The organism is Staphylococcus argensis (assembly GCF_002902305.1).
GTDB classification, from domain to species: Bacteria; Bacillota; Bacilli; order Staphylococcales; family Staphylococcaceae; genus Staphylococcus; species Staphylococcus argensis.
The window spans coordinates 589,171-611,230 of record NZ_PPPX01000001.1 but is presented as its reverse complement, the minus strand read 5'-3'; the positions used below and the strand labels follow the sequence as shown (position 1 = coordinate 611,230).

21 protein-coding genes are annotated in these 22,060 nt (G+C 39.5%); 6 read left to right on the top strand and 15 right to left on the bottom strand.

Features of this window, described 5'->3' with window-relative positions; all coding sequences use genetic code 11:
* Window positions 1-9: 9 nt before the first annotated feature.
* From polX to zapA, 3 genes are all read right to left on the bottom strand, one after another.
* Window positions 10-1,719, bottom strand: a complete 1,710-nt coding sequence (gene polX, locus CD039_RS03070; RefSeq protein ID WP_103371071.1) for a DNA polymerase/3'-5' exonuclease PolX — start codon at window positions 1,717-1,719, stop codon at window positions 10-12.
* A 97-nt stretch (window positions 1,720-1,816) separates the two neighbouring features.
* A complete protein-coding gene (locus tag CD039_RS03065) occupies window positions 1,817-2,338 on the bottom strand; it encodes a CvpA family protein (protein ID WP_103371070.1) in 522 nt (173 codons plus the stop codon).
* A complete protein-coding gene (gene zapA, locus CD039_RS03060; protein ID WP_103371069.1) occupies window positions 2,335-2,604 on the bottom strand; it encodes a cell division protein ZapA in 270 nt (89 codons plus the stop codon). The genes CD039_RS03065 and zapA overlap by 4 nt, the downstream gene beginning before the upstream one ends.
* Before the next feature lie 587 nt (window positions 2,605-3,191).
* Here zapA and rnhC point away from each other — a divergent pair.
* Window positions 3,192-4,127, top strand: a complete 936-nt coding sequence (rnhC, locus tag CD039_RS03055; protein ID WP_103371068.1) for a ribonuclease HIII — start codon at window positions 3,192-3,194, stop codon at window positions 4,125-4,127.
* 407 nt (window positions 4,128-4,534) lie between these two features.
* On the opposite strand, the gene pheT is transcribed toward rnhC, so the two are convergent.
* From pheT to CD039_RS03025, 5 genes are all read right to left on the bottom strand, one after another.
* Window positions 4,535-6,937, bottom strand: a complete 2,403-nt coding sequence (gene pheT, locus CD039_RS03050) for a phenylalanine--tRNA ligase subunit beta (protein ID WP_103371067.1) — start codon at window positions 6,935-6,937, stop codon at window positions 4,535-4,537.
* The gene (gene pheS, locus CD039_RS03045; RefSeq protein ID WP_103371066.1) at window positions 6,931-7,995 is read right to left on the bottom strand and encodes a phenylalanine--tRNA ligase subunit alpha; all 1,065 of its coding nucleotides are present in this window, start codon (window positions 7,993-7,995) and stop codon (window positions 6,931-6,933) included. The genes pheT and pheS overlap by 7 nt, the downstream gene beginning before the upstream one ends.
* 444 nt (window positions 7,996-8,439) lie before the next feature.
* Complete coding sequence (locus CD039_RS03040; protein WP_103371065.1) at window positions 8,440-9,180, bottom strand: TrmH family RNA methyltransferase; 741 nt, start codon at window positions 9,178-9,180, stop codon at window positions 8,440-8,442.
* Between the two features lie 109 nt (window positions 9,181-9,289).
* Window positions 9,290-9,463, bottom strand: a complete 174-nt coding sequence (gene rpmF / locus CD039_RS03035) for a 50S ribosomal protein L32 (protein ID WP_002472844.1) — start codon at window positions 9,461-9,463, stop codon at window positions 9,290-9,292.
* An 83-nt stretch (window positions 9,464-9,546) separates the two neighbouring features.
* A complete protein-coding gene (locus CD039_RS03025) occupies window positions 9,547-10,092 on the bottom strand; it encodes a YceD family protein (RefSeq protein ID WP_103371064.1) in 546 nt (181 codons plus the stop codon).
* A 195-nt stretch (window positions 10,093-10,287) separates the two neighbouring features.
* Between CD039_RS03025 and CD039_RS03020 the strand changes: the two genes are divergently transcribed.
* Window positions 10,288-11,430 carry a nucleotidyltransferase gene (locus tag CD039_RS03020; protein ID WP_103371063.1) on the top strand — a complete coding sequence of 381 codons (1,143 nt, stop codon included), beginning with the start codon at window positions 10,288-10,290 and terminating at the stop codon, window positions 11,428-11,430.
* Window positions 11,431-11,592: 162 nt separating this feature from the next.
* Here the strand turns inward: CD039_RS03020 and coaD are convergent, their stop codons facing one another.
* Window positions 11,593-12,084: a pantetheine-phosphate adenylyltransferase gene (gene coaD / locus CD039_RS03015; protein ID WP_002472822.1), complete on the bottom strand. Its 492-nt coding sequence runs from the start codon at window positions 12,082-12,084 to the stop codon at window positions 11,593-11,595.
* Window positions 12,071-12,628, bottom strand: a complete 558-nt coding sequence (rsmD, locus tag CD039_RS03010; protein ID WP_103371062.1) for a 16S rRNA (guanine(966)-N(2))-methyltransferase RsmD — start codon at window positions 12,626-12,628, stop codon at window positions 12,071-12,073. Before rsmD ends, coaD begins: the two co-directional genes overlap by 14 nt.
* 64 nt (window positions 12,629-12,692) lie before the next feature.
* Between rsmD and CD039_RS03005 the strand changes: the two genes are divergently transcribed.
* Window positions 12,693-13,082 (top strand): DUF7147 family protein, encoded by a 390-nt coding sequence (locus CD039_RS03005; protein ID WP_103371061.1) that lies wholly within the window; start codon window positions 12,693-12,695, stop codon window positions 13,080-13,082.
* A gap of 31 nt (window positions 13,083-13,113) precedes the next feature.
* Here CD039_RS03005 and CD039_RS03000 read toward each other — a convergent pair whose 3' ends face one another.
* On the bottom strand, window positions 13,114-13,365 hold the full coding sequence (locus tag CD039_RS03000; RefSeq protein ID WP_103371060.1) for a DUF2129 domain-containing protein: 252 nt from the start codon (window positions 13,363-13,365) through the stop codon (window positions 13,114-13,116).
* 221 nt (window positions 13,366-13,586) lie between these two features.
* Here CD039_RS03000 and CD039_RS02995 point away from each other — a divergent pair, with 221 nt between their 5' ends.
* Window positions 13,587-14,519, top strand: coding sequence for a glycerophosphodiester phosphodiesterase family protein (locus CD039_RS02995; RefSeq protein WP_103371059.1), 933 nt, complete (start codon window positions 13,587-13,589; stop codon window positions 14,517-14,519).
* 82 nt (window positions 14,520-14,601) lie between these two features.
* Here CD039_RS02995 and CD039_RS02990 read toward each other — a convergent pair whose 3' ends face one another.
* Window positions 14,602-15,036, bottom strand: a complete 435-nt coding sequence (locus tag CD039_RS02990; protein WP_049410793.1) for a YlbF/YmcA family competence regulator — start codon at window positions 15,034-15,036, stop codon at window positions 14,602-14,604.
* A 17-nt stretch (window positions 15,037-15,053) separates the two neighbouring features.
* Window positions 15,054-16,100, bottom strand: coding sequence for a CAP-associated domain-containing protein (locus CD039_RS02985; protein WP_103371058.1), 1,047 nt, complete (start codon window positions 16,098-16,100; stop codon window positions 15,054-15,056).
* 146 nt (window positions 16,101-16,246) lie between these two features.
* On the opposite strand from CD039_RS02985, the gene CD039_RS02980 reads away from it, so the two are divergent.
* Window positions 16,247-18,505 carry an ATP-binding cassette domain-containing protein gene (locus CD039_RS02980; RefSeq protein WP_103371057.1) on the top strand — a complete coding sequence of 753 codons (2,259 nt, stop codon included), beginning with the start codon at window positions 16,247-16,249 and terminating at the stop codon, window positions 18,503-18,505.
* Between the two features lie 129 nt (window positions 18,506-18,634).
* Here the strand turns inward: CD039_RS02980 and CD039_RS02975 are convergent, their stop codons facing one another.
* Window positions 18,635-19,096, bottom strand: coding sequence for a DUF420 domain-containing protein (locus CD039_RS02975; protein WP_002472825.1), 462 nt, complete (start codon window positions 19,094-19,096; stop codon window positions 18,635-18,637).
* A gap of 80 nt (window positions 19,097-19,176) precedes the next feature.
* The gene (gene cyoE / locus CD039_RS02970; protein ID WP_103371056.1) at window positions 19,177-20,088 is read right to left on the bottom strand and encodes a heme o synthase; all 912 of its coding nucleotides are present in this window, start codon (window positions 20,086-20,088) and stop codon (window positions 19,177-19,179) included.
* Between the two features lie 1,014 nt (window positions 20,089-21,102).
* Between cyoE and CD039_RS02965 the strand changes: the two genes are divergently transcribed.
* Window positions 21,103-22,011: a COX15/CtaA family protein gene (locus CD039_RS02965; protein ID WP_103371055.1), complete on the top strand. Its 909-nt coding sequence runs from the start codon at window positions 21,103-21,105 to the stop codon at window positions 22,009-22,011.
* Window positions 22,012-22,060 lie beyond the last annotated feature (49 nt).

Here is a 22,060-nt window from a genome sequence, read left to right as displayed (position 1 = left end):
ACAATCCCTCTATTTCTTATTTTTCTCACCTTTTACAAAATCCTTAAATGCTTCTCGAGAAAATGTATTGATTACACGAGATTTTTGGACAAATCCTTTCTGCGCCGTAGCGACACCATACTTCATAAACTCTAAGTGATCCGTATGATGCGCATCCGTATTAATCGTCAACATTAAGTTAGGATTTTGACGCACCACTTTAGCATTTAAGTCTAATCGTTTCGGATTCGCGTTAATTTCGAGCACAGTTCCAGTTTCTTCTGCAAGTTGACACAATTGCTCGATATCAGGTTCATAACCTGGTCTTTTACCGATAATACGACCTGTTGGATGCGCGATATGACGCACATAAGGGTTACGACATGCTTGTTCTAAACGGTGCATAATGTCTTCTTGAGACTGATTGAAACTTTGGTGGATAGACGCAATCACGTAATCCAACTGTGCTAACACTTCATCGTCATAATCCATACTGCCGTCTGGAAGAATATCCATCTCTGTACCTGAATAAATATCGATTTCTGGATATTCCTCATTGAGCTGTTGAATCTCTTCATGTTGACGTAATAACCGCTCTGCAGATAGACCGTTCGCAACTTTCAAGCTACGAGAGTGATCTGTAATCATCATAAACTCGTAACCCTTCGCAATATTCGCTTCGACCATTTCACGCAAACTCATCGCTCCATCACTCGCGGTCGTATGCATATGGATATCACCACGAATGTCATCTAACTGAATGATATCTGAGAGGTCTTTGTCGAATTCACTTCCATCTTCACGCATTGCAGGCGCAATCCACTCATGCCCATAGTGTGCGTAAATCTCCGCTTCACTTTGATACTGAATCAATTCGCCAGATGCTTTCTCAATACCATATTCGCTAATCTTCTCATCTCTTTCTTTGGCAAGCTGACGAATGCGGATGTTGTGATCTTTAGACCCTGTAAAGTGTTGCAATGTATGGTAAAAGGCTGACGGTTCAATCAAGCGGAAATCGACACCTATCGTTTCATCGTCATATGTCAGTTCTAGGGAAATCTTCGTTTGCCCTACTGCAACTTCTTTAACTTTGTTAGGAATTTCAAGTAATTGCTGTTGAACACTATCAGGTGCTGTCGTACTGATAATGTAATCTAAGTCTTTACTTTCTTCTTTAAAACGTCTGAAGCTACCTGCTACTTCATATTGTTCGATATCAGTGAGTTGTTCTAAATATTGGTTGATTTCACGACTTAAACCTCGCATTAGGTCAATTGGATACTTGTCCTTCTTCGCACCTAACGCTTTTACCGCTTCTAATATATTCTGTTCCGTCTTCTTAGCGAAACCACTGAGCTCACTCACTTTACCTGCTTCACACGCCTCTTGTAATGAAGCTTTATCAGTGATGTTGAGCTCTTTATAAAGTTTGGAAATCTTTTTACTACCTAAACCTTGAATCTTGAGTAAAGGAATTAAACCTTCAGGCACCTCGCCCTGTAAAGTCTTGAGCGTGCTCGACGCTCCCGTTTCGCGATATTCATTGATGACCTCGCCTACACCTTTACCAATGCCTTTCAACTCAGTCACGTCATCGATTTCGTCTAAAGTGCGCTCATCGATTTCTAGCGATTGTGCGGCTTTACGATAGGCAGAGACTTTGAACGTGTTCTCTCCCTTCAGTTCCATATAAGTCGCAATTCGTTCTAGTAATTGAATAACATCTTTCTTCGTCATTAGGATCACCTCATAGAAAAAGGTCAAGACGACGTAGCGTTATTTCACTCTATCGCAAAATAACACATGCCCTGACCGTTACGTTTCTTCATTATATTTATAAGTGCTGTATAAAGTTTGAGATATAAGGAATGTGATAAAGAATCAATTCTGCGAGTTTCGATGTAGCTAATTGATGCTGTAGATGCGCATCAGGATATAAAGCAATAATATAGACGCCTAGTGTTGCTATAAACAGTGCGATGATAATACTCGGAACAAGCCCCAACAGGCGGCTGAGAAGTGTACTACGTCCTGACTGCATCATATTACCAAATACGCCGATGACGATATGCAATATCAATCGCGCAATAAAGACCACGATGATAAAAGCAATCACATCATTAAAACGCTGCTGTAGATTGCTGAACTCAAAGGCATATGTCATATCGTATGCTTTCGTCTTAGGGAATGGAATAAATAAATCTAATTTATTCGCAACCTGTGTGTAGAATTTGTAGCCAAGAAAGACAGCTACCGCACTACAGACAAAGTTGATGAAACTTAACCACAGACCGTTACGGAAGCCACTCGTCCCAATAATCAGTAGAAACAGGATAAGTATAATATCTAGAATCATTCGTGGTCTTTAAGTTTCAACTGTTGGATTTTTTGTTCTAACCGACGATTCTCTTCTTCAAGCTGAACTTTCTCGTGCATGACATTCACTGCAGTAAGAATAGCTTTACGCGTCGTATCTAATCCTGCACTTCTACTACCTAATTCTTTCAATTTCTCGTCGACCAGATGTGCGACGTGTCGAATGTGTTCAGGGTTGTCCTCCCCTACGATTGTATAGTGCTGGTCATTGATAGTAACATTAATGCGATTCTTGAACTCTCCCATAATCTAACTCCTGACTCTTTATAATATCTTGATAACTCGTAATATATCTCAAATTTAAATTCATTATCGTAAAATATTTATCACGAACTATTATACACGACAGTCCCTTATTATGTAAGTAGTTGTCATTATCTCTTTTAGAAAATTAAGAGACTGAGACAAAATTAAATATACCAAATTTTCAATGTTAGAACTCTCGCTTGCTTGGGAGAAACACAGAAATCTATGATTTCGTAGTGTTTCCCCCGCAAAGATGACTAGAGTTCGAGAAAGCAAAATGTCTTCTCGAATTCAGTCAACTACTGCGTAGGACCACACTCAACTAATTCTTTTCGCTCAAAGAGCTCGAAGAATGGATTTTCGTTGTGGTCTTAGATCCATCAAGCGTCTCGAGTATACATTGAAAATTTAATCAAAATTAATTATAAGGGTGATATTAATTCACTTCAGATGTTCTTTTAATATCTCGGACTCTGTTCTATTCACTCTATCATTTTACTAAAACTACATATCCGAGAATGTCTATAAATCCACGCATTATGATACAATGAACAAGCTACAATTCTACACAAAGTGAGGCGCATGTAATGACAAATGTTGTGAAAAAAGTCACGGCTCAAGAAATCAACCATTTACTTAACCAACTAGAATTTGAAACGACTGGCTTACCTCAAGGTATGAAAGCGCGCAAGAAACATCAAGGCACAACTATCTCTGTATATAATTCAAATAAAGTGATGTTTCAGGGTAAAAATGCTGAACAATTAGCACAATCGTTGCTTCCTAACTCGTCAGCTCAACCTAAAAAACAAACAACAAAGAAATCTAAGAAATCGTCACCCCACCCTCAATTCAACCAGTATAGTTGCATCGGAAGTGATGAAGCTGGCAGCGGTGATTATTTCGGTCCACTCACCGTTTGTGCAGCCTACGTTTCTGAGAAGAATGCACGAGTTCTAAAGACGCTTGGAGTCGATGATTCTAAAAAGTTAACTGACGATAAAATTGTCGAGCTAGCTGAACAGCTTGTGACCTTTATTCCGCATTCACTACTCGTACTCGATAATCCGAAATACAATGAATGCCAAGCTCAAGGTTGGTCGCAAGTGAAGATGAAAGCTGTCCTACATAATGAAGCGATTAAAAATGTACTTTCTCGTATTGAACTTGATGAGCTCGACTACATCGTGGTCGACCAATTTGCACAGCCAGGTGTTTACAAACGCTACGCACTGACGGATATTCCTTTACCTGAGAAAACACATTTCGAAACGAAAGGCGAATCGAAATCGATTGCTATTGCTGCAGCAAGTATTATTTCACGTTATGCTTTCGTGAAGCATATGGACCACATTTCTAAACAGCTTAATATTTCTGTGATTAAAGGTGCGAGTAAAAAAGTAGACCTCTGTGCTGCTCAACTGATCAACCGCTACAGCTTAGCTCAGTTAGACCAAGTCACTAAAAAGCATTTCGCCAATCGTGACAAAGCGTTGAATTTAGTGGAACAAAAACGTCAGTGATGTTATTAAAGTGTATTTCATTTTCAATGTTGTGACTCTCGCTTGCTAATGGGGCCACACTCAACTAATTCTTTTCGCTCAAAGAGCTCAAAGAATGGATTTTCGTTGTGGCCTTAACTCCATCTAGCGTCTCAAGTCGACATTGAAATTGAGTTTTGTCCAATTTTAAATTATAGTATTCTTCAATAACATACTCTATGTTTTTAAAATTTCTACTCTACGACTAATAATATCGAACTGTCACCCTTTTTTTACATTATCATACCAAACAACAAGCCACCCGCTAATCAACAAATGATTAGAAGGTGGCTCTATTTATATATAGTATTAGAATTTTTGAAACTACACTATTAGTATGCGCTTATGCATTTAATTAAGACACATACCACAGGCCCAACTTTACTATATTAACGAATTGTCGCGCCCATTTCTTCAAGTGCTTTCAAGATCTCATCATGAACACCATTGACACGTTCGTCTGTTAATGTATTCTCAGTATCAAGATAAGAGAGACGAATAGCAATTGATTTCTCATCTTCTGCCACGTGTTCACCTTCGTAAACGTCGAAGACTTCGGCATTCTGAAGAATATCTTCGCCATGTTCACGAATCACTTGAATAATTTCAGATGACGGTTTATCACGATTGACCATTAATGCAATGTCCCGAGATACACCTGGGTAGCGTGGAATTTGTTTATAGTTGATGAAACCAACTGTTTCTTCCATTAAGCGATCGTAGTTGAGTTCGAAGACGTAAGTTCGCTTCAAGTCGTTATCTTTTTCAACTTGAGGATGTAATTCAGCAACGAAACCGATAACATCTTCCCCTAATTTCACGCGTGCTGTTCGACCAGGATGTAAACCATCCATTTCAGCCGCTTCATAGTCAAAGGTTAAATCTAATTTCTCTGCAACACGGTCAACAACACCTTTAGCAATAAAGAAGTCAATTTCTTCTTGTTTACCTTGCCATTTATTAACCACGTAATTACCTGTCATAATACCACTTAAGTACGTCACTTCGTCTGGCAATTCTCCTTCGCCATTACCGAAGAATACTCTACCAAGCTCGTATAAGCGCACATCGTGATTTTTACGCGCAATATTATAAGCAGTCGCATCAACGAGATGAGGGATGAGACTTTGTCTTAACGTCGCATGTGCCTCACTCATTGGCATCAAGAGATCAATCGTTGGACGGTCAGTTAACGCATAATCACGCGCATGTTCTTTTGATGTAAGTGAGTAATTAATCGCTTCGTTGAGACCTGCACCTTCAAGTGTAGCCTTGATTATACGTGTCTTCGCTTGCTTATCTGTCAATTCGCCATGTGTCACTTGTTTAAAGACCGGCAATGTAGATGGTAATGCATCATAACCGTAAATACGCGCAATTTCCTCGATCAAATCTTCTTGAATTGAAATATCTTTACGGCGTGATGGCGCATATACTGTGAACGTATCATCTTGACGCTCAGTTCGGAAGCCGAGCTGGTTAAAAATTGCTTCAATATCTTCTGCAGATAAATTAAACCCAATTGTACGATTAACCTTATCTACAGTGATTTCGATCGGTGTTTCAAACTCACCTAAATTACCTACTGCTACGCGACCTTGTTGAACTGTACCGTCAGCGTATTGTTCAAGTAAGTAGCTAGCACGATCAACTGCTTCATCAACAAACTCTGTCGCGATGCCCTTTTCAAAACGACTTGAAGATTCACTACGCAAGTTGAGACGACGAGACGTATGACGTATAGATACAGGATCAAAGATAGCACCTTCAATCACTACATTACGTGTATTGTCAGAGACCTCTGAGAAGTCGCCGCCCATGATACCTGCAATCGCAATTGGGTCTTTACCGTTCGTAATGACGATGTCGCCTGTTTCAAGTTCACGTTGTTGATCATCAAGTGTAGTCATTGTTTCGTCTTCCTTAGCTTGACGTACAACGATGTGATCTGAACCGATTTGGTCTTGGTCGAACATATGCAATGGTTGACCATATTCTAATAAGACATAATTAGAAATATCAACAACGTTATTAATTGGGCGAATACCTGCTTTAATCAAGCGCATTTGCATCCATAATGGAGAAGGCGCTATTGAAACATTTTTAACTACACGCGTACTGTAATAAGGTACTTTGTCTTCATCTTCAACTGTGACAGAAAGCTCTGAGTCTGCAGAACCTTCTTCTGTCGTCGGTTGATGCGTAGGCTTGTGCAATTCTTGATCGTATAAAGCTGCTACTTCATAAGCAGTACCAATCATACTTAACGCATCCGCACGGTTAGGTGTGAGGTCAAACTCCATCATTTGGTCTTCAAGGTAAAGTGCTTCTAAAGCTGATGTGCCAGGTTCTACTTCTGTTGAAAAGACATAAATACCATCTTCGAACGCTTTAGGTACCACATTACTAGGAATACCAATCTCTTGTAGTGAACAAATCATACCTTCAGAGCGTTCGCCTCTTAATTTGGCACGTTTGATCTTCACGCCACCTGGTAAGCGTCCACCTACTTTAGCTACAATCACTGTCTGGCCTTTGTTAACGTTAGGCGCGCCACAAACGATTTGTACTGTTTCTTCTTCGCCGATATTGACTTGGCAAATATTTAATTTGTCGGCATTAGGATGAGGTTGGATATCTTCAACATAACCCACGACAAGGTTTTTAAGCCCTTCAGTAAGGTCGACGATGTCATCCACTTCAATTCCTGTACGCGTAATCTTCTCTGCTAACGCTTCTACAGATTGTTCAACAGTTACGTATTCACTTAGCCATTCTTTAGAAATTAGCATTCTTCTTCACCTCTATCTTCTACTGCTTTAAATTGTTCTAAGAATCGTACATCACTTGTATAGAAGTGACGAATGTCTTCAATACCATATTTCAACATGGCAATACGGTCAGGTCCGAGACCAAAGGCAAAGCCTGAATAACGTTGAGAATCAAAGCCAGCCATTTCAAGCACATTCGGGTGAACCATACCTGAACCTAAGACTTCAATCCAACCTGTTTGTTTACATACGTTACAGCCCTTACCTTTACATTTGAAGCATGACACATCGACTTCAACAGACGGTTCCGTGAATGGGAAGTAGCTTGGACGTAAACGAATTTCACGATCTGCACCGAACAATTCACGTGCTAATAATTCTAGTGTCCCTTTTAAATCACTCATTTTAATATCTTCAGCCACTACAAGCCCTTCAATTTGAGTGAACTGATGACTGTGTGTCGCATCATCTGAATCACGACGATACACTTTACCTGGACAAATAATCTTCACTGGACCCTGTCCATTACGTTGTTCTAGCGTACGCGCTTGGACAGGTGAGGTATGTGTGCGCATCAATGTTTCTTCTGTAATATAAAAACTGTCCTGCATGTCACGTGCTGGATGAGATTTCGGTAAGTTGAGTGCTTCGAAGTTGTAATGATCTTGTTCTACTTCGTAACCTTCAACGATTTCGTAACCTAAACCGAGGAATAGATCTTCGATTTCTTCAATCGTACGTGTAAGTGGATGTTTCGCACCTAAAGCGATTTGACGACTTGGTAACGTCACATCAATCTTCTCATCACGTAATTGCGCTTCCAATTGTTCATTCGCTAACACTTCTTCGCGTGAAACAATTTCATCTTGAATCGCTTGGCGTAACGCATTGACTTGTTGACCATACGCTGGTTTCTCTTCGTTAGAAAGGTCTTTCATATGTTTCATTAATCCTGAAACTGAACCTTTCTTACCTAAATACTTCACTTTTACATTTTGTAATGCTTGAGCATCATGCGCTTCGTTAATATCTACGAGCGCTTGCTGTTTGAGTTGAGACATCTCTTCATTCTGAACCATGTCTGTTCCTCCTTCTCCTTTAATCCTTCACTATTTACAACTCTATGTATATGTGAGTTCACTTTCTTGTGCAAAATAAAAAAACTTCCATCCGCACATGGGACGAAAGTTTCCGTGGTACCACCCAACTTTAAGTATAAAGCTAGATGCTTCATTGCAAACTGTAAGTTATTTGCAGTTCATAACATCTATACACGAGTAAAAGCATCTCGACTGATACTAGCGTGCATTGCTTTACACTTTTCTCAACCTTGATAACGAATAGGTATCCGACTTAAATTTCTTTAAGTAGCTAAAAAGACGAAAGAACGAACGTCAGTTGGAATAACTTGCAGTCACGGTTATTCTCCCTGAACAACTGAGCTATGTCGCTCACTTCTTTTTATCAGCTAAAGTATTCACTTCTAATATCGTTACTATTATATCTAATACATTGAATGCGGGTCAACCTTTCAAATGATAGATCAAGATACTTCCAGCAATCGCCACATTGAGACTTTCTGCACGGCCATAAATTGGAATCGTCAAATTCTGTGTCGTCTGCTCAAGTAGCTCAGACTTAATGCCTTCACCCTCATTACCCAATATGAGCGCAAACTTATCTTGTTGCTCCACAGTTTGATACGCTACGGCATCTTGAAGTGCCGTACCATAAACAGGACCTTCAAAGTCGTTGATAAAGGTATGTAAATCTCGCTGAATAATCGGAAGATGGAAGACACTGCCTTGACTCGCGCGAAGCACTTTGTCTTGATAAGGATCCGCGCTCCCCTTCTCCAAGACTACCATATCTAATCCTGCTGCATCTGCAGTACGTATCAACGTTCCCAGGTTGCCTGGATCTTGAATGCGATCAATCAACAGCACTTGAGAGGGTTGACGATCTTGTACTGTCGGTTGTTGAATCACTGCGAAGATACCTTGAGGGGTCACTGTCCCAGAGAGTAATTCCGCCACCTTAAGATTAATTTCGTACACTGCATCAGCGTACTCTAACATTGCTGCATCTTCACGGTCTGCCTCTACGCAGAACAAAGACACAATTTGGATGTCGCTCGCCATCGCTTCTTCAATGAGATGATATCCTTCGATGAGTGCTTGTCCTGTCTTATCTCGTTCTCTCTTCTTCTTCAGTTTATTTGCAGCTTTCACTTTACTATTTTGTGTTGATGTTATTTGTTCCATCTACATTCTCACATCCTGAGTACAGTCATTTCACTTTATATTAAAAAAATCGTTCAAAAATTAGCAGCGCAATTTTTGAACGATTACAGTCAACTGAGTCTATATCTTATTATTTAGATACGACTTCTTCACCGTTGTAAGAACCACAGTTTTTACATACGCGATGAGATAATTTGTATTCACCACAGCTTGGGCATTCAGTCATGCCAGGAGCTGAAAGTTTGATATGCGTACGACGTTTATTTTTTCTAGTCTTAGACGTTCTTCTTTTAGGTACTGCCATGTTTAATCCTCCTTATATTTAACACACAAATTCAATTAATGTCAGATTCAATAATCCATTATACTATAAATTATTAAAAACTGCTATTGCTCTTCATCATATAAATGTTGTAATTTTTGAAGCCGTGGATCAACTTGTCGTGATTGTTCCTCTTCTTTCTGTTGTTCGAGCTCAATAGCTTGATCTTCGTCAATAACTTCCCAACCATTGCCTTCGGTTAACATTTGATCACTGTGTTCTGAGAAAGCACGCATTGGCTTTTCCACAACAACAATTTCTTGAACAACATCTTTGAGATTAATCATTCCGTCTGTTGCGTCATGATAATGCTCATCGTTGTCCTCATCTTCGTCAAACTCGAAAGGTTCTAACTCAAAGATTTCTTGCGTCTTCACATCTAAAGGAACTTCAACGGGGTCAAGTGTTCGCGCACAAGGCATAGTATACGTTCCAGTAATATGAATATCTGCAATAACTTCTTTCGATTTAACTGTAAGAGTTCCAACGACATCGATTGGCGTTAAATCAATTAAACCTAACGCGTCTTTGAGATGATCAAAAGTGACCGTTTGATCGAAGTCAAATGGCTTACCTTGATACTTACGTAATTGCGTTATTGACCATTTCATATGGCTTCACCTCTAACAAGCACAAAATTTATTTTAACTTTATAAGGAAAAGATGTCAAGATATTTTCTTAACAGTAATAAAGTATCCATCACTAACGAATTACACTATAAAATGAAGGTTTCATTACGAAGTCGCATCGTGTCATGGAGTTCTGATACAATACTTATGATGAGTCCTATAAAGGAGAAATGCAAATGAAAAGTGTTGCGCTGATTACTGAATATAACCCTTTCCATAACGGTCATCAATACCATGCTCAAAAAGCTAAGAAACGCACTGGGGCCGATGTATCTATAGCGATTATGAGTGGTCATTTCGTCATGCGCGGTGAACCTGCAATTTACTCAAAGTTCCAGCGTACACGTATGGCGTTAAACGATGTGGATATCGTGGTCGAACTGCCACTTTACGGCGCACTTTCTGCTGGCGAGTACTTCGCTCGAACTGGCGTCAAAGTAGCAGATTATATGGGGGCGTCTTCGCTCGTCTTTGGTGCAGAAACTGCCGAACCCGAACAATTTCATGAGCTCGCACGATTATTGAATTCTGCGCAATATCAGACACAAATACGCGAACAGCTAAAGAAAGGAAAGAGTTATCCACGCATTCTCAATGAGTTATTTCCACACTCAGCTATACTCGCTCACCCTAATAATACATTAGGTCTATCTTACATACGTACGATTCAAGATTTAGGTGTCGCAATAGAACCATTTGTTCTGCCGCGATTACAAAGCCATCACCGCGATCACACGATTCGTGACACTTATTTTGCCAGTGGAACGAGTATTCGAAACGCACTCATGAATGCCGATGATCAATGGCGTTCAGTTGTACCAGCAAATTTAATTCCATTGTACGAGCAACCTACGATAACTTGGAACGATTTTTATCCTTATCTTAACTATGCAATCATGTCTCAAACTTCTGATGAGCTAGAAGAAATTTACATGGTCAATGAAGGGCTAGAATCACGTTTACAGCGTATGAATCAACAAACGAGGGACTTTGAGGGGTTGCTTTCCGAGTTAAAAACCAAGCGTTATACACGGACGTACCTACAACGTATGTTGCTGCACGTATTGCTCAATACGAAAAAGTCAGACGTTAACCATGAGCAACCGCTTCAAGGTGTGAGAATCTTAGGTATGACGCAAACAGGGCAACGTTACTTAAAGCAAGTAAAAAAACGCTTCCCTGAACGTCAATACGTCACCAACGTTAACCAACGCTCCGCTGCATTATTTGCACCGGAAATTCGTGGAACTCAAATCTATAATTTAGTTTCGGGCTGTCAAGAAGATGATTTTAACATGCCTGTGATACGGAAAGACTGAACTGCAAAACAGCTCATACACAAATAAAGAGTAGAACCGAGTTTCTAAGCCAATCGCACATCTGTGATGGTTCGTCTAATCCAACTCGCGTTCTACTCTATTGTTATAGTCTATTTTAGTAAAATTACGTCTGTCACCGGCACATTCTAAACGCACGTTCGCTTACTCAAATTTACGAAACTTGTCGTTTAATGCACGTTCAACATGTTCAGGAACAAAATCAGATACATTCGCTTTGTATTGCGCCACTTCTTTAACAACGCTTGAACTGATGAACGAATAATTGGTGCTCGTCATCATATACATCGTTTCTACTTCGTCATTGAGTTTCTTATTCATTGAAGTAAGACGTAACTCATATTCAAAGTCACTGACCGCACGAAGTCCACGGATAATCGTTTGTGCGCCAATCTTCGTACAGAAATCAACGAGCAATCCATTAAAGTTATGAACTTGAACATTGTCCAAGTCTTTAACTGATTCCTCGATGAGTTCAATGCGTTCATCAAGCGAGAAAAGTCCTGATTTACTGCTATTCTTCAATACACATACATGAATTTCATCAAACCGAGTTGCACTTCTTTGAATGATATCGATATGCCCATAAGTAATTGGATCGAAACTTCCCGGAATGACAGCTTTAGTTAATGTCATATTGTTCTCCTTTTTCTAATAACATTGTATCTGTTAACCCATAGTGGTAACGCTTAATCACCTGGAAATCCCCTGTATCAATTTCTTCTTGATGATTAAATTCACAAACGATAATACCACTTTCCTTTAATAAATCAAATGATGCGATTGCTTCTAACACTTCGTCAATAAGGCCTTTCTCATAAGGTGGATCAAGAAAGATGACATCAAATTGCATTTCTCGTTTAGCAAGAATTTTCAATGCACGTGCGGCATTATTTTTATAAACTTCAGCCTGATCTTCGAGCTCTAAAGATTTCAAGTTATGTTTGATTACTTTAAACGCTTTGAAATTCTGATCGATGAAGATCATTTTATCCATACCACGTGAAAGTGCTTCAATACCTAAGGCACCACTTCCTGCAAAGAGATCGAGACCCACACCTGAAATATCTTGCAGACTGTTAAAAATGCCCTCTTTCACCTTATCCATCGTCGGCCGCGTCGTACGCCCTTCTAAACTTTCTAAAGCCTTACTCTTATGTATACCTGCGATGACTCTCATAGCTACCCCTCTTTCTTTCCCTGTATAATTTCTATATAATGCTAAATCATGAGGAGGATTTAACATGAAACAATCATTTATACCTATCGGACATGGACTCACAGATTTATTTGAATTTCTGACACTTATGGAATATAACGCTGAACGTGTGTCAAAGATGGTTTATTTCCATACACCGTTGTCTGATGAGAAGCGCTCATCCGTCGCTTTAGTGATGAATCCAACATCTGAACAACACTTCCAAGCGATGTATCTCATGCAAGATGCAGTACGCTATCCTTATCCTGAAACGAATAAAAAGTTTGAAATGCTGAATGAGCAAGCAGAAGCTTACAACATTCCGGTTAAAGAAGTCGATGTACATGCTCCAGAAGAATATCCAGAATTAGAACTGTATTATAACTATTTAACGAGCGTTCTTCGCTTGCAGAACTGGATTCCACCCTTACAATGATGTTGGAACAATCGTGAGATGCGCACGTGATTTAAGATAATTCGTGCTTTTCTTTTTCGTAGACTTTCTTTAAATTTTTATACGGCGAGCCTTGAATATGACTAATATATTTGAGTTTCATTAATTGTGTGACGATACGGTCCGCTTGGCTTTCATCGACATACATAATGACATAGTGACGTCGTGGATTAACATAGATGACATGACCATGCTTTTTGAGTTGTCGCACATATTTCATATTCTTCAAATAGATGATTAAACTCGCTCTTGAAACGATATTCATAAATACATCACTCCAATTAGTAGCCCTTATATAATATCACGTCTTGCAGAGATAATAAATCCGAAGAAAGATGCGAGAGTCATAACGTTGAAAATTTAACAAAACTTATATTTCTCTTTATCATCTCGATATCTCATTTTACTCTCATCACAAAGGGGTAATGATTGAGGAATCTCATCCAGAAAGCTAAACTAAAGATAAATCAAGGAGGAGGTCATCACATGGCTCATATTAATCGTTTACTTAAAGGCGCTTTGATCAGTACAGCAGGCGTCGTAGGTAGCTTGATGCTAACGAAACATTTTACTAAAAATAAATCACTCAAACGCATACCGCCGTTCTTTGACCAACCAAGTCCTTACCTCTTTGCTCATCGCGGTGGCATGTTCGAACGTCCTGAACAAACGAAACTTGCTTTCGATCGCGCGGTAGAAATGCAGCTCGATGGCTTTGAGACAGATGTGCGTATGACGAAAGATTTGCAACTCGTCGTCTTCCATGATGCTTCACTAGATCGTACTACTAACGGCTCTGGACTCGTGAGTGAACATACGCTCGACGAATTGAAACGCTTAGATGCAGGCTACCACTTCACTGATATTAACGGTAACCATCCTTATCGCGGCCATTCTGATGCACGCATTCTGTCATTTGACGAATTGCTAGAGCTTTATCCTAACCATCTCGTCAATGTCGACTTAAAGGATGATCCTAGCCAAACATTAGGTGCTCAAGCTCCTCAACGCATGTATGAAATCATTCAACAACATCATGCAGAAGATCGCGTACTCGTGACGAGCTTCGATGATCGACAAACACGCAAGTTCAAGGAAATTTCACATAATCAAGTCGCTGTAGGCGCAAGTCAGAAAGAAGTTACAGTTGGATTCTTGAAATGCTTTAGCGGACTTGGTGAAACGTTTAAACCGATGGCAGATACTTTCCAAATGCCTACGCAATTTAAAGGTATAAACTTAACATCATCTAAATTTATTCAGTGGCTTAATCATATTAACGTTGTGCCTGGTTTCTACGGGATTAACAACATCGATTTAATGAATGACTTATATGCTAAAGGTGTGCACACACTCGTGACTGATAAACCAGAACTGGCTTATCGTTTTAAAAAGATGCATAACTTGATTGAACAATAATTTACACTAAAAAACCGGAACGCTAAAGATCCATCTCATTCTCAAACACCGATGGATCTTTAGCGTTCCGGTCCTTTTTATATTAAAGTGAACATTTACATGATGCACCTGTAGCACAACCGCCTTTGTGCTGTTGGAAGAAAGGATTCCCTGCTTCAATCTTCACATGATCTGACACAGCATATGCAATCTTCGTAATGACTTGATCCACAAGTCCTTGTAATTCAGCCTCTTTCTTCTTATATTCCATCACACACGGCAACATCTCATATGCGCGTTTACGTCGGCGTGTTTCCAACATGATCTTCTGATAGTCAGGATGATACTTTCCAAAGCGTAAGATGTCGTTATATTGGTCCTTAGATTTTAAAAAGGCTTGGTATAATAAATGCGCTTCTTCATCCTGATTCAAAGCTTCTTCTGCTTGCTTAAACTCATGATAAATATAGGAATCGAGTATCATATCGCTTAACTCGTCAATATCGTCGAGTACGTTTAATGTTTGTTCTGTAATCATCTCTGCGCCTCCTTGAATTATTTTTCAACAAAGATCAAAGTATAGTAACCGTTATTCACATCGCCACCCATGTCCGTATACTTGGCGTTCAAGATACGCGAACGGTGGATATCTGAGTTCAGCCAACTATTAATCAGCGTTGGAACATCATTGAAATCTGAACCGACGTTCTGACTCGTAGAAGTAAAGGTGATATTCTGATCGTTGAGTTGTTCTGTCAAGGCGTCTTCAGTAAACTCCGCATGACCCCCACGTACCGCTTCATACAAGTTAAATGAGGCAATATGGCCAATCTGATTATCGATCTTCAGCGGCTCAAGTCCCTTCAACTTACGCATTTCATTCGTCGTCTCATACAACGTCATCAATTGGTTGGCATTCTGCTCATATGGCAACGCGTCGTGTTTGTTCTTCAACTCTTCTTCATTGGATGCTGCAACAGTTTGGTAAGGTTTAAAATTCACGAGCGCTTCGCTATCCAAGAAACGAACAGCCATAATTTTATTGGAGCGCTGGTCGATATAAATTTGCGCATAATTTTTACCAAATTTCACGAGCGCTTGCGTCTTCATATCGTCATCAGACAGTTCGATATCGTAGCGCTTATGATTCACTTTAATACTCGGCTCAGGATTGATACTCAAATTTTCGAAAATGTGCGAGCCGTTTTCCATAATCTTTACAGGTTGCACGTTAACGTCTTTCCCTGTCGCATAAACCGATTTGATAATATCATTTTTAACCGTCACGATATAGTATTGATGATGCTTTTTGAAGACGTAATTTTTAAAGCCATTTTTATACGCATAAACGCGGTCGGCTTGACCAAATTTATCTGTTAATTTGTCCAACTTTTCACCAATCCACGTACCGATTCCCGATTTCGGCGGTTTATTCTCTGCATCTTGATTGGAAGGTGTAACATTTTTACGTTCTACATTATGTTTCGCATGCTTATTCGGGTTCTCTAAGACATCGAACTTCAAACGAGGTGAATAGAACAAATAAGCAATAACGACGATAAAGACCATCACACCTACTATTTTTAATATCATCTTGCCCAACGTCTATCTCACCTCGCCTAATCATTCTTTAACCCTTTTCAAAAGTCATATCATTTCAAGCATAAGAAATATTCACTGAAAATGAAACCAATTTTACTCAGAATCAGATGATTTCTTTGTTATACTCACACCAAGGAGTGAATGATATGTCAGTAATTAAAGTTCATGGAGCAAGACAGAATAATTTGAAAGATATTTCCCTGGAAATACCGAAACATCAATTAACGGTGTTCACAGGGCGTTCTGGTTCAGGAAAGTCCTCGCTCGTATTTAATACATTGGCGGCAGAATCAGAGCGTTTGTTGAATGAATCCTATTCAACTTACATACAGAATCAACTCGTTCAATATGCGAAGCCTGATGTTGATGCGATTGAACATCTTCCTGTCGCGATGATTATTAATCAGAAGCGTCTAGGTGGTAATTCACGCTCAACGGTAGGAACTATTTCCGATATTTATGCGTCCGTTCGCCTACTGTGGTCGCGTATCGGTGAACCGTTCGTAGGCTACTCCGACATCTTCTCTTTCAACAATCCGAAAGGGATGTGTCCGACTTGTTCAGGATTAGGTTACGTTGAAGATATCGACTTAAACGAGCTGTTAGATTTCGATAAATCACTCAACGAAGATGCGATCAAGTTCCCTTCTTTCCGTCCTGATAGTTGGAGAGGTAAGCGTTACCTTTACACAGGTTTGTTTGACAATGATAAAAAACTCAAAGATTATACTGAAGATGAACTCAATACGTTCCTTTATACCGAACCTACGAAACTATCAAATCCACCTGAGAATTGGCCGCGAACAGCGAAATTCGAAGGACTCGTTCATCGTTTCAGACGTTCGTTCTTACTCAATGACAACTTTGAAAAGCAACGCTTCAAACAAGATATCGACCGTGTCGTAACGTCTCGTCACTGCCCTGATTGCGATGGTAAACGGCTCAACCAAGACGTGTTGTCATGTAAGATTAACGGATATGATATTGCCGATTTCACCAATCTATCTATCGATGATGCAATCGAATTTCTACAACAACTTAACTCAGACAAGGCCCAATTTATTATCAATCCGTTACTCGCTCAGTTGAAAGCCTTAAGCTATATCGGTTTAAACTATTTAACACTCGGTCGCGAAACGCCGACACTATCTGGCGGGGAGTCACAACGTATAAAGCTCATTCGTCATCTCAACAGTCCCCTATCCGATTTAGTTTATATCATCGATGAACCTAGCGTAGGGCTACATCCCGATGATATTCAGCGTATCAACGAGATTATTCAATCGCTTAAAGACAAAGGTAATACGGTTCTTGTCGTCGAACATGACCCTGATGTGATTAAACATGCTGATCACATCATCGATCTCGGGCCTTATGCAGGTACGCATGGAGGCGAAATTACTTTTACCGGCACCTATCAAGAACTACTAAAGTCTGAAACGAGTACGGGCCAAGCCTTACGTCGTACGCATCAGTTAAAAGCGCAACCGCGCCAAAGCGATGATTGGATCAACTTGAATCATATCTCACGCAACAATATTAACGACGTGTCCGTCAAACTACGCAAGGAAGTCTTGAACGTTATCACAGGTGTAGCGGGTTCAGGTAAGTCCTCTCTAATTTCTGCTGGCTTGAAAAATCAATCCGACGTGATTTATGTGGATCAAAAAGGCGTGCACGCTTCGAATCGTTCGAATCTCTTAACCTATTTAAATATCTTTGATGAAGTGCGGACATTCTTTAGTAAACAAACCGGATTGAAGAAAAGTTTATTCAGTTATAATTCAGCTGGTGCTTGTCCTGAATGTCACGGTAAAGGTGTCATCAAGACTGAACTTGCCTTCATGCCAGATTTCACTCAAGTTTGTGACGTTTGTCACGGTACACGTTACAAACCTGAAGTCTTAGAAGCTAAAGTCGACGACTACTCTATTGCGGACATTCTCGCTTTAACCGTTGAAGAAGCGATTGATTTCTTCGAAGAACAAGAGACCGTGGTTACAGCATTACGCGCACTTGCTGAAACAGGTTTAGGTTATATGGCACTCGGTCAATCTATGGATACGCTATCAGGCGGTGAAATGCAACGCGTGAAGTTGAGTAAATATCTTGCGCACCGTGTATCAGATCAAATCTTTGTCTTCGACGAGCCTACAACCGGTTTACACGAAGACGACATTCCATTACTAGTTGAGTGTTTTAACAAGTTGATTAATGATAACAACACTGTGGTCTTAATTGAGCACAACTTAACAATGATGACTGAAGCAGATTGGATTGTGGACATTGGTCCTTACGCAGGTGCAAGTGGCGGTCAACTGCTATACGAGGGAGAACCTCAAGGGTTATTAGATGTAGAAGAATCTGTGACTGCGAAACATTTACGTCGTTATGTTGAAGCGTAAGATGACTTAGTTATTGTTTCTTCCGCTTCTTCTGAATACATTTTTACTCTTCAATAAACTAAAAAAGTCGAATTTCCTGAGATATGACAATTTCGAGGAAATTCGACTTTTATTATGAAACATTTTAACTTATAAACCTAAAGTGGCTTTGAGTAATGAAGTTGTCTCGCCACCAGGATAAAGTACATATAATAAGATATATACTGCAACACCTGTAATCGCCGTAAAGAACCAGATGATAGAAGCTACAGGTCCAATCTTACGGTGGATGTTAAACTTATCTTTATAAGCGAGAATAATTTGTATTAGCCCCAGTACCCCACCTACAGTAGCTAGTACGATGTGGAAGACTAAGAAGATCGTGTAATAAACTTTGATCGAATCTGGTCCTCCAAATGCAGTATTTCCAATAATAGCAGTACGTGCTGCATAAATAATGAAGAATGCTAATGCAAATATTGCTGCCCATAACATGACTTTCTTATGACTTTCAATTTGTCGCTTCCATATCAGTCGCCAACCGATAGCTACGAGAATCGCGCTGATAACGATGAAGCTAGTACTTAATGTCGGTAAAATAGGTACACTCATAACTTCCATCCTTACTTACTTTATTTCAGACTACTAGAATCAGTCTTATTTACAGTATTGCGCCGCTAAAGCATCTTTAATTAAAACATTTTAATCAATGAGACGATAACGGTAAGAACGAAGAATACAACCAAGTAATTTAATGAATAAATGAACATCTTCGTTGCCCATTTCGTATAATCTGTATTCTTCTTGAAGCTTGTAAAGCCAACAAAGAACCAACCTAAGTTGAGTAACGTTGCGAGAACCATAAACGTCGTACCTAATTGACTAAACAAGAATGGTAATGGTAGTAGGCAAACTAACCAGAAGAACATGCTTACGCGAGTGCGATTGAAACCTTTCACTGAAGGTAACATAGGAATGTTCGCTAAGCTGTATTCATCTTGGCGTTTAATTGCTAACGCGTAGAAGTGAACAGGTTGCCAGCAGAACACGACTAAGAAGAGTGCAATCGCTGTAAGGCTGATATTCCCTTCTAACGCTGCCCAACCGATAAGTGGCGGTACAGCTCCTGGAAAGCTTCCTATAACAGTATTCCAAACTGTATGACGTTTAGACCAGATAGAGTAGAAAGACACATAACCTACTATACCCATTAAGCCGATAACGCCTGAAGCAACATTAAGTGTGAAGAGCAATGCTTCCCCTATAAGCATCATCCCAAAACTTAGTAATATTAAATTTCGATCTGAAATTCTATTATTTACAGTTGGTCGTTTCTGCTTACTAGGCATAATACTATCGATATCTTGGTCATAGTAGTTATTTAAAGCACAAGAACCACCCATGATAAGCGTTGAACCAACTATCATAATTAAGATTTGTGGTATAGATGAGAGGAAGGAATGATGTGCGAACACAACTGCTAACCACGCACCAGCAAATGCAGGAATCAGATTACCTTGAACCAATCCCATCTTGATAATCTCTTTCAGCTCTTTGAGACTGACACGCGTTGATGTGTGAGACATCGCTTGTTCTTGTTTCATAATCTCCCTCCTAATTATTCATATAGTACCATGATATTACAATTTCAGGTAAAAGACTACAGACTAAACCAATAATTTGTGACAGACAAACGACAAAGTATTGCAATATTATTATAGAAACGCAAATAATCCATACTTTATATATCGGTGGCGACAATTTCAGGGTGTGGGAGCGGGGAGATAATTTGATTAAAAAGGCTGATGACAAAGAAGAATTGTACGTCGTTGTCCTGTCTTACATCTGACTAAAGCGTACTCGTCTTTCTTTCAAAAAGCTGATCAGATCTCATCACGAGATCCGTTTTGTAAAGTGCAGACAGCTACTGCGTTACTTTCCCTGACTATCAGACTAATCTTGTCAGAAAAACTGTGACGCAGAATTAAAAGTCCTCACACTAAGTGAGTAAACAGAGACACTTTCAAACGCGAAAAAAATCATTCAGATGAAGCGATTTTACTACTCGTAAATGAGCAAAGAAGAATGATACTCGACTAAATTATATTTTCCACAAGTTAAAATAAACACTTCAAGACTAGGAAATGAAAATGGTAAAGCAAGGGAGAGAAAGACAGAAATCTATTTGATTTCGTCGTCTTTCCTTCGCAAGACAGACTAGAACTCAACACAACGCCAGTTATGTTGAGTGCAGACAGCTACTGCGCTACTACCCGTAAATGACTAATGAACCCATTTTCATTGACGCAGGATTAAAAGTCCTCATACTAAGTGAGTAAACAGAGACACTTTCAAACGCGAAAAAAATCATTCTGATGAAGCGATTTTACTCCCCGTAAATGAGCAAAGAAGAATGATTTTTGACAAAGTTTGAAAGTCTGTATGTTTTACTCGCATAACTTGTCATTATAAAGACACAAATTAAAGGCATATCCTTGTTATAATAATACTAAGATTTTATTATGTTCAGTGAGAACATAGAAACGGTATATAAAAGAGAAATATGGTGAAACTATGGAACAGAATATTCCTTAGTTTCTTTGATGGGGTGTTTAACATTGTTTAGAAAGCGTAACCTTAAATGGTTATCTATTATAGCGACACTCATTATGGCTTGGGTCCAACTTGGTGGTGCTTTAGTCACGAAGACGGGATCTGAAGATGGTTGTGGGACAGATTGGCCTTTATGTCACGGCGCGTTAATCCCTGATAGCATGCCAATTCAAACGGTTATTGAATTAAACCATCGAGCTGTGAGTGCCTTGTCTTTAATCTTTGTATTATGGTTGGTCATCGTTGCTTGGCGCCATATTGGATATATTAAAGAAGTTAAGCCATTATGTATTATCAGTGTTGGTTTCTTGTTGATTCAAGCCCTTATCGGAGCTGCCGCAGTCGTTTGGCAACAGAACGCTTACGTCTTAGCATTGCACTTTGGTATCTCACTTGTCAGCTTCTCATCTGTGTTTGTTCTGACATTGATTATCTTCGAAGTGGATAGAAAGTATGATGCGGATGAGTTGTATATTCACAAACCGCTACGCATCTTAACTTGGATGATGGCCGGCATCGTTTATTTAACGATTTACACAGGTGCGTTAGTCCGTCACAAGAAAGCAAGTTTAGCTTATGGTGATTGGCCGATTCCATTTAGCGATCCACTGCCACACAGTGTAATAGATTGGGTCAACTTCACCCACCGTTGTATGGCGATTATCGCATTTATTTGGATTCTGATTACATTTATCCATGCGATTAAAAATTATTCAGAGAACCGTACGATTCGTTACGGCTACACTGCAGCATTTATATTAATCATTCTACAAGTGATTACAGGTGCTTTATCGGTAATTACACATGTGAATCTGATTATTGCATTACTACATGCTTTAATTATCACAATACTCTTCGGTTTGATCGCCTACTTCATGGTTCTAATGATAAGAACTATTCGAAGTGGACATTAACCGTAGAATAATATATAGACCTTGAGGAACGTAACCTCAAGGTCTTTTT

Excerpts from the sequence above, each read along its gene's own strand:
- polX (WP_103371071.1), bottom strand. The coding sequence starts at position 1,719 with ATGACGAAGAAAGATGTTATTCAATTACTAGAACGAATTGCGACTTAT.
- CD039_RS03065 (WP_103371070.1), bottom strand. The coding sequence starts at position 2,338 with ATGATTCTAGATATTATACTTATCCTGTTTCTACTGATTATTGGGACG.
- zapA (WP_103371069.1), bottom strand. The coding sequence starts at position 2,604 with ATGGGAGAGTTCAAGAATCGCATTAATGTTACTATCAATGACCAGCAC.
- rnhC (WP_103371068.1), top strand. The coding sequence starts at position 3,192 with ATGACAAATGTTGTGAAAAAAGTCACGGCTCAAGAAATCAACCATTTA.
- pheT (WP_103371067.1), bottom strand. The coding sequence starts at position 6,937 with ATGCTAATTTCTAAAGAATGGCTAAGTGAATACGTAACTGTTGAACAA.
- pheS (WP_103371066.1), bottom strand. The coding sequence starts at position 7,995 with ATGGTTCAGAATGAAGAGATGTCTCAACTCAAACAGCAAGCGCTCGTA.
- CD039_RS03040 (WP_103371065.1), bottom strand. The coding sequence starts at position 9,180 with ATGGAACAAATAACATCAACACAAAATAGTAAAGTGAAAGCTGCAAAT.
- rpmF (WP_002472844.1), bottom strand. The coding sequence starts at position 9,463 with ATGGCAGTACCTAAAAGAAGAACGTCTAAGACTAGAAAAAATAAACGT.
- CD039_RS03025 (WP_103371064.1), bottom strand. The coding sequence starts at position 10,092 with ATGAAATGGTCAATAACGCAATTACGTAAGTATCAAGGTAAGCCATTT.
- CD039_RS03020 (WP_103371063.1), top strand. The coding sequence starts at position 10,288 with ATGAAAAGTGTTGCGCTGATTACTGAATATAACCCTTTCCATAACGGT.
- coaD (WP_002472822.1), bottom strand. The coding sequence starts at position 12,084 with ATGACATTAACTAAAGCTGTCATTCCGGGAAGTTTCGATCCAATTACT.
- rsmD (WP_103371062.1), bottom strand. The coding sequence starts at position 12,628 with ATGAGAGTCATCGCAGGTATACATAAGAGTAAGGCTTTAGAAAGTTTA.
- CD039_RS03005 (WP_103371061.1), top strand. The coding sequence starts at position 12,693 with ATGAAACAATCATTTATACCTATCGGACATGGACTCACAGATTTATTT.
- CD039_RS03000 (WP_103371060.1), bottom strand. The coding sequence starts at position 13,365 with ATGAATATCGTTTCAAGAGCGAGTTTAATCATCTATTTGAAGAATATG.
- CD039_RS02995 (WP_103371059.1), top strand. The coding sequence starts at position 13,587 with ATGGCTCATATTAATCGTTTACTTAAAGGCGCTTTGATCAGTACAGCA.
- CD039_RS02990 (WP_049410793.1), bottom strand. The coding sequence starts at position 15,036 with ATGATTACAGAACAAACATTAAACGTACTCGACGATATTGACGAGTTA.
- CD039_RS02980 (WP_103371057.1), top strand. The coding sequence starts at position 16,247 with ATGTCAGTAATTAAAGTTCATGGAGCAAGACAGAATAATTTGAAAGAT.
- CD039_RS02975 (WP_002472825.1), bottom strand. The coding sequence starts at position 19,096 with ATGAGTGTACCTATTTTACCGACATTAAGTACTAGCTTCATCGTTATC.
- cyoE (WP_103371056.1), bottom strand. The coding sequence starts at position 20,088 with ATGAAACAAGAACAAGCGATGTCTCACACATCAACGCGTGTCAGTCTC.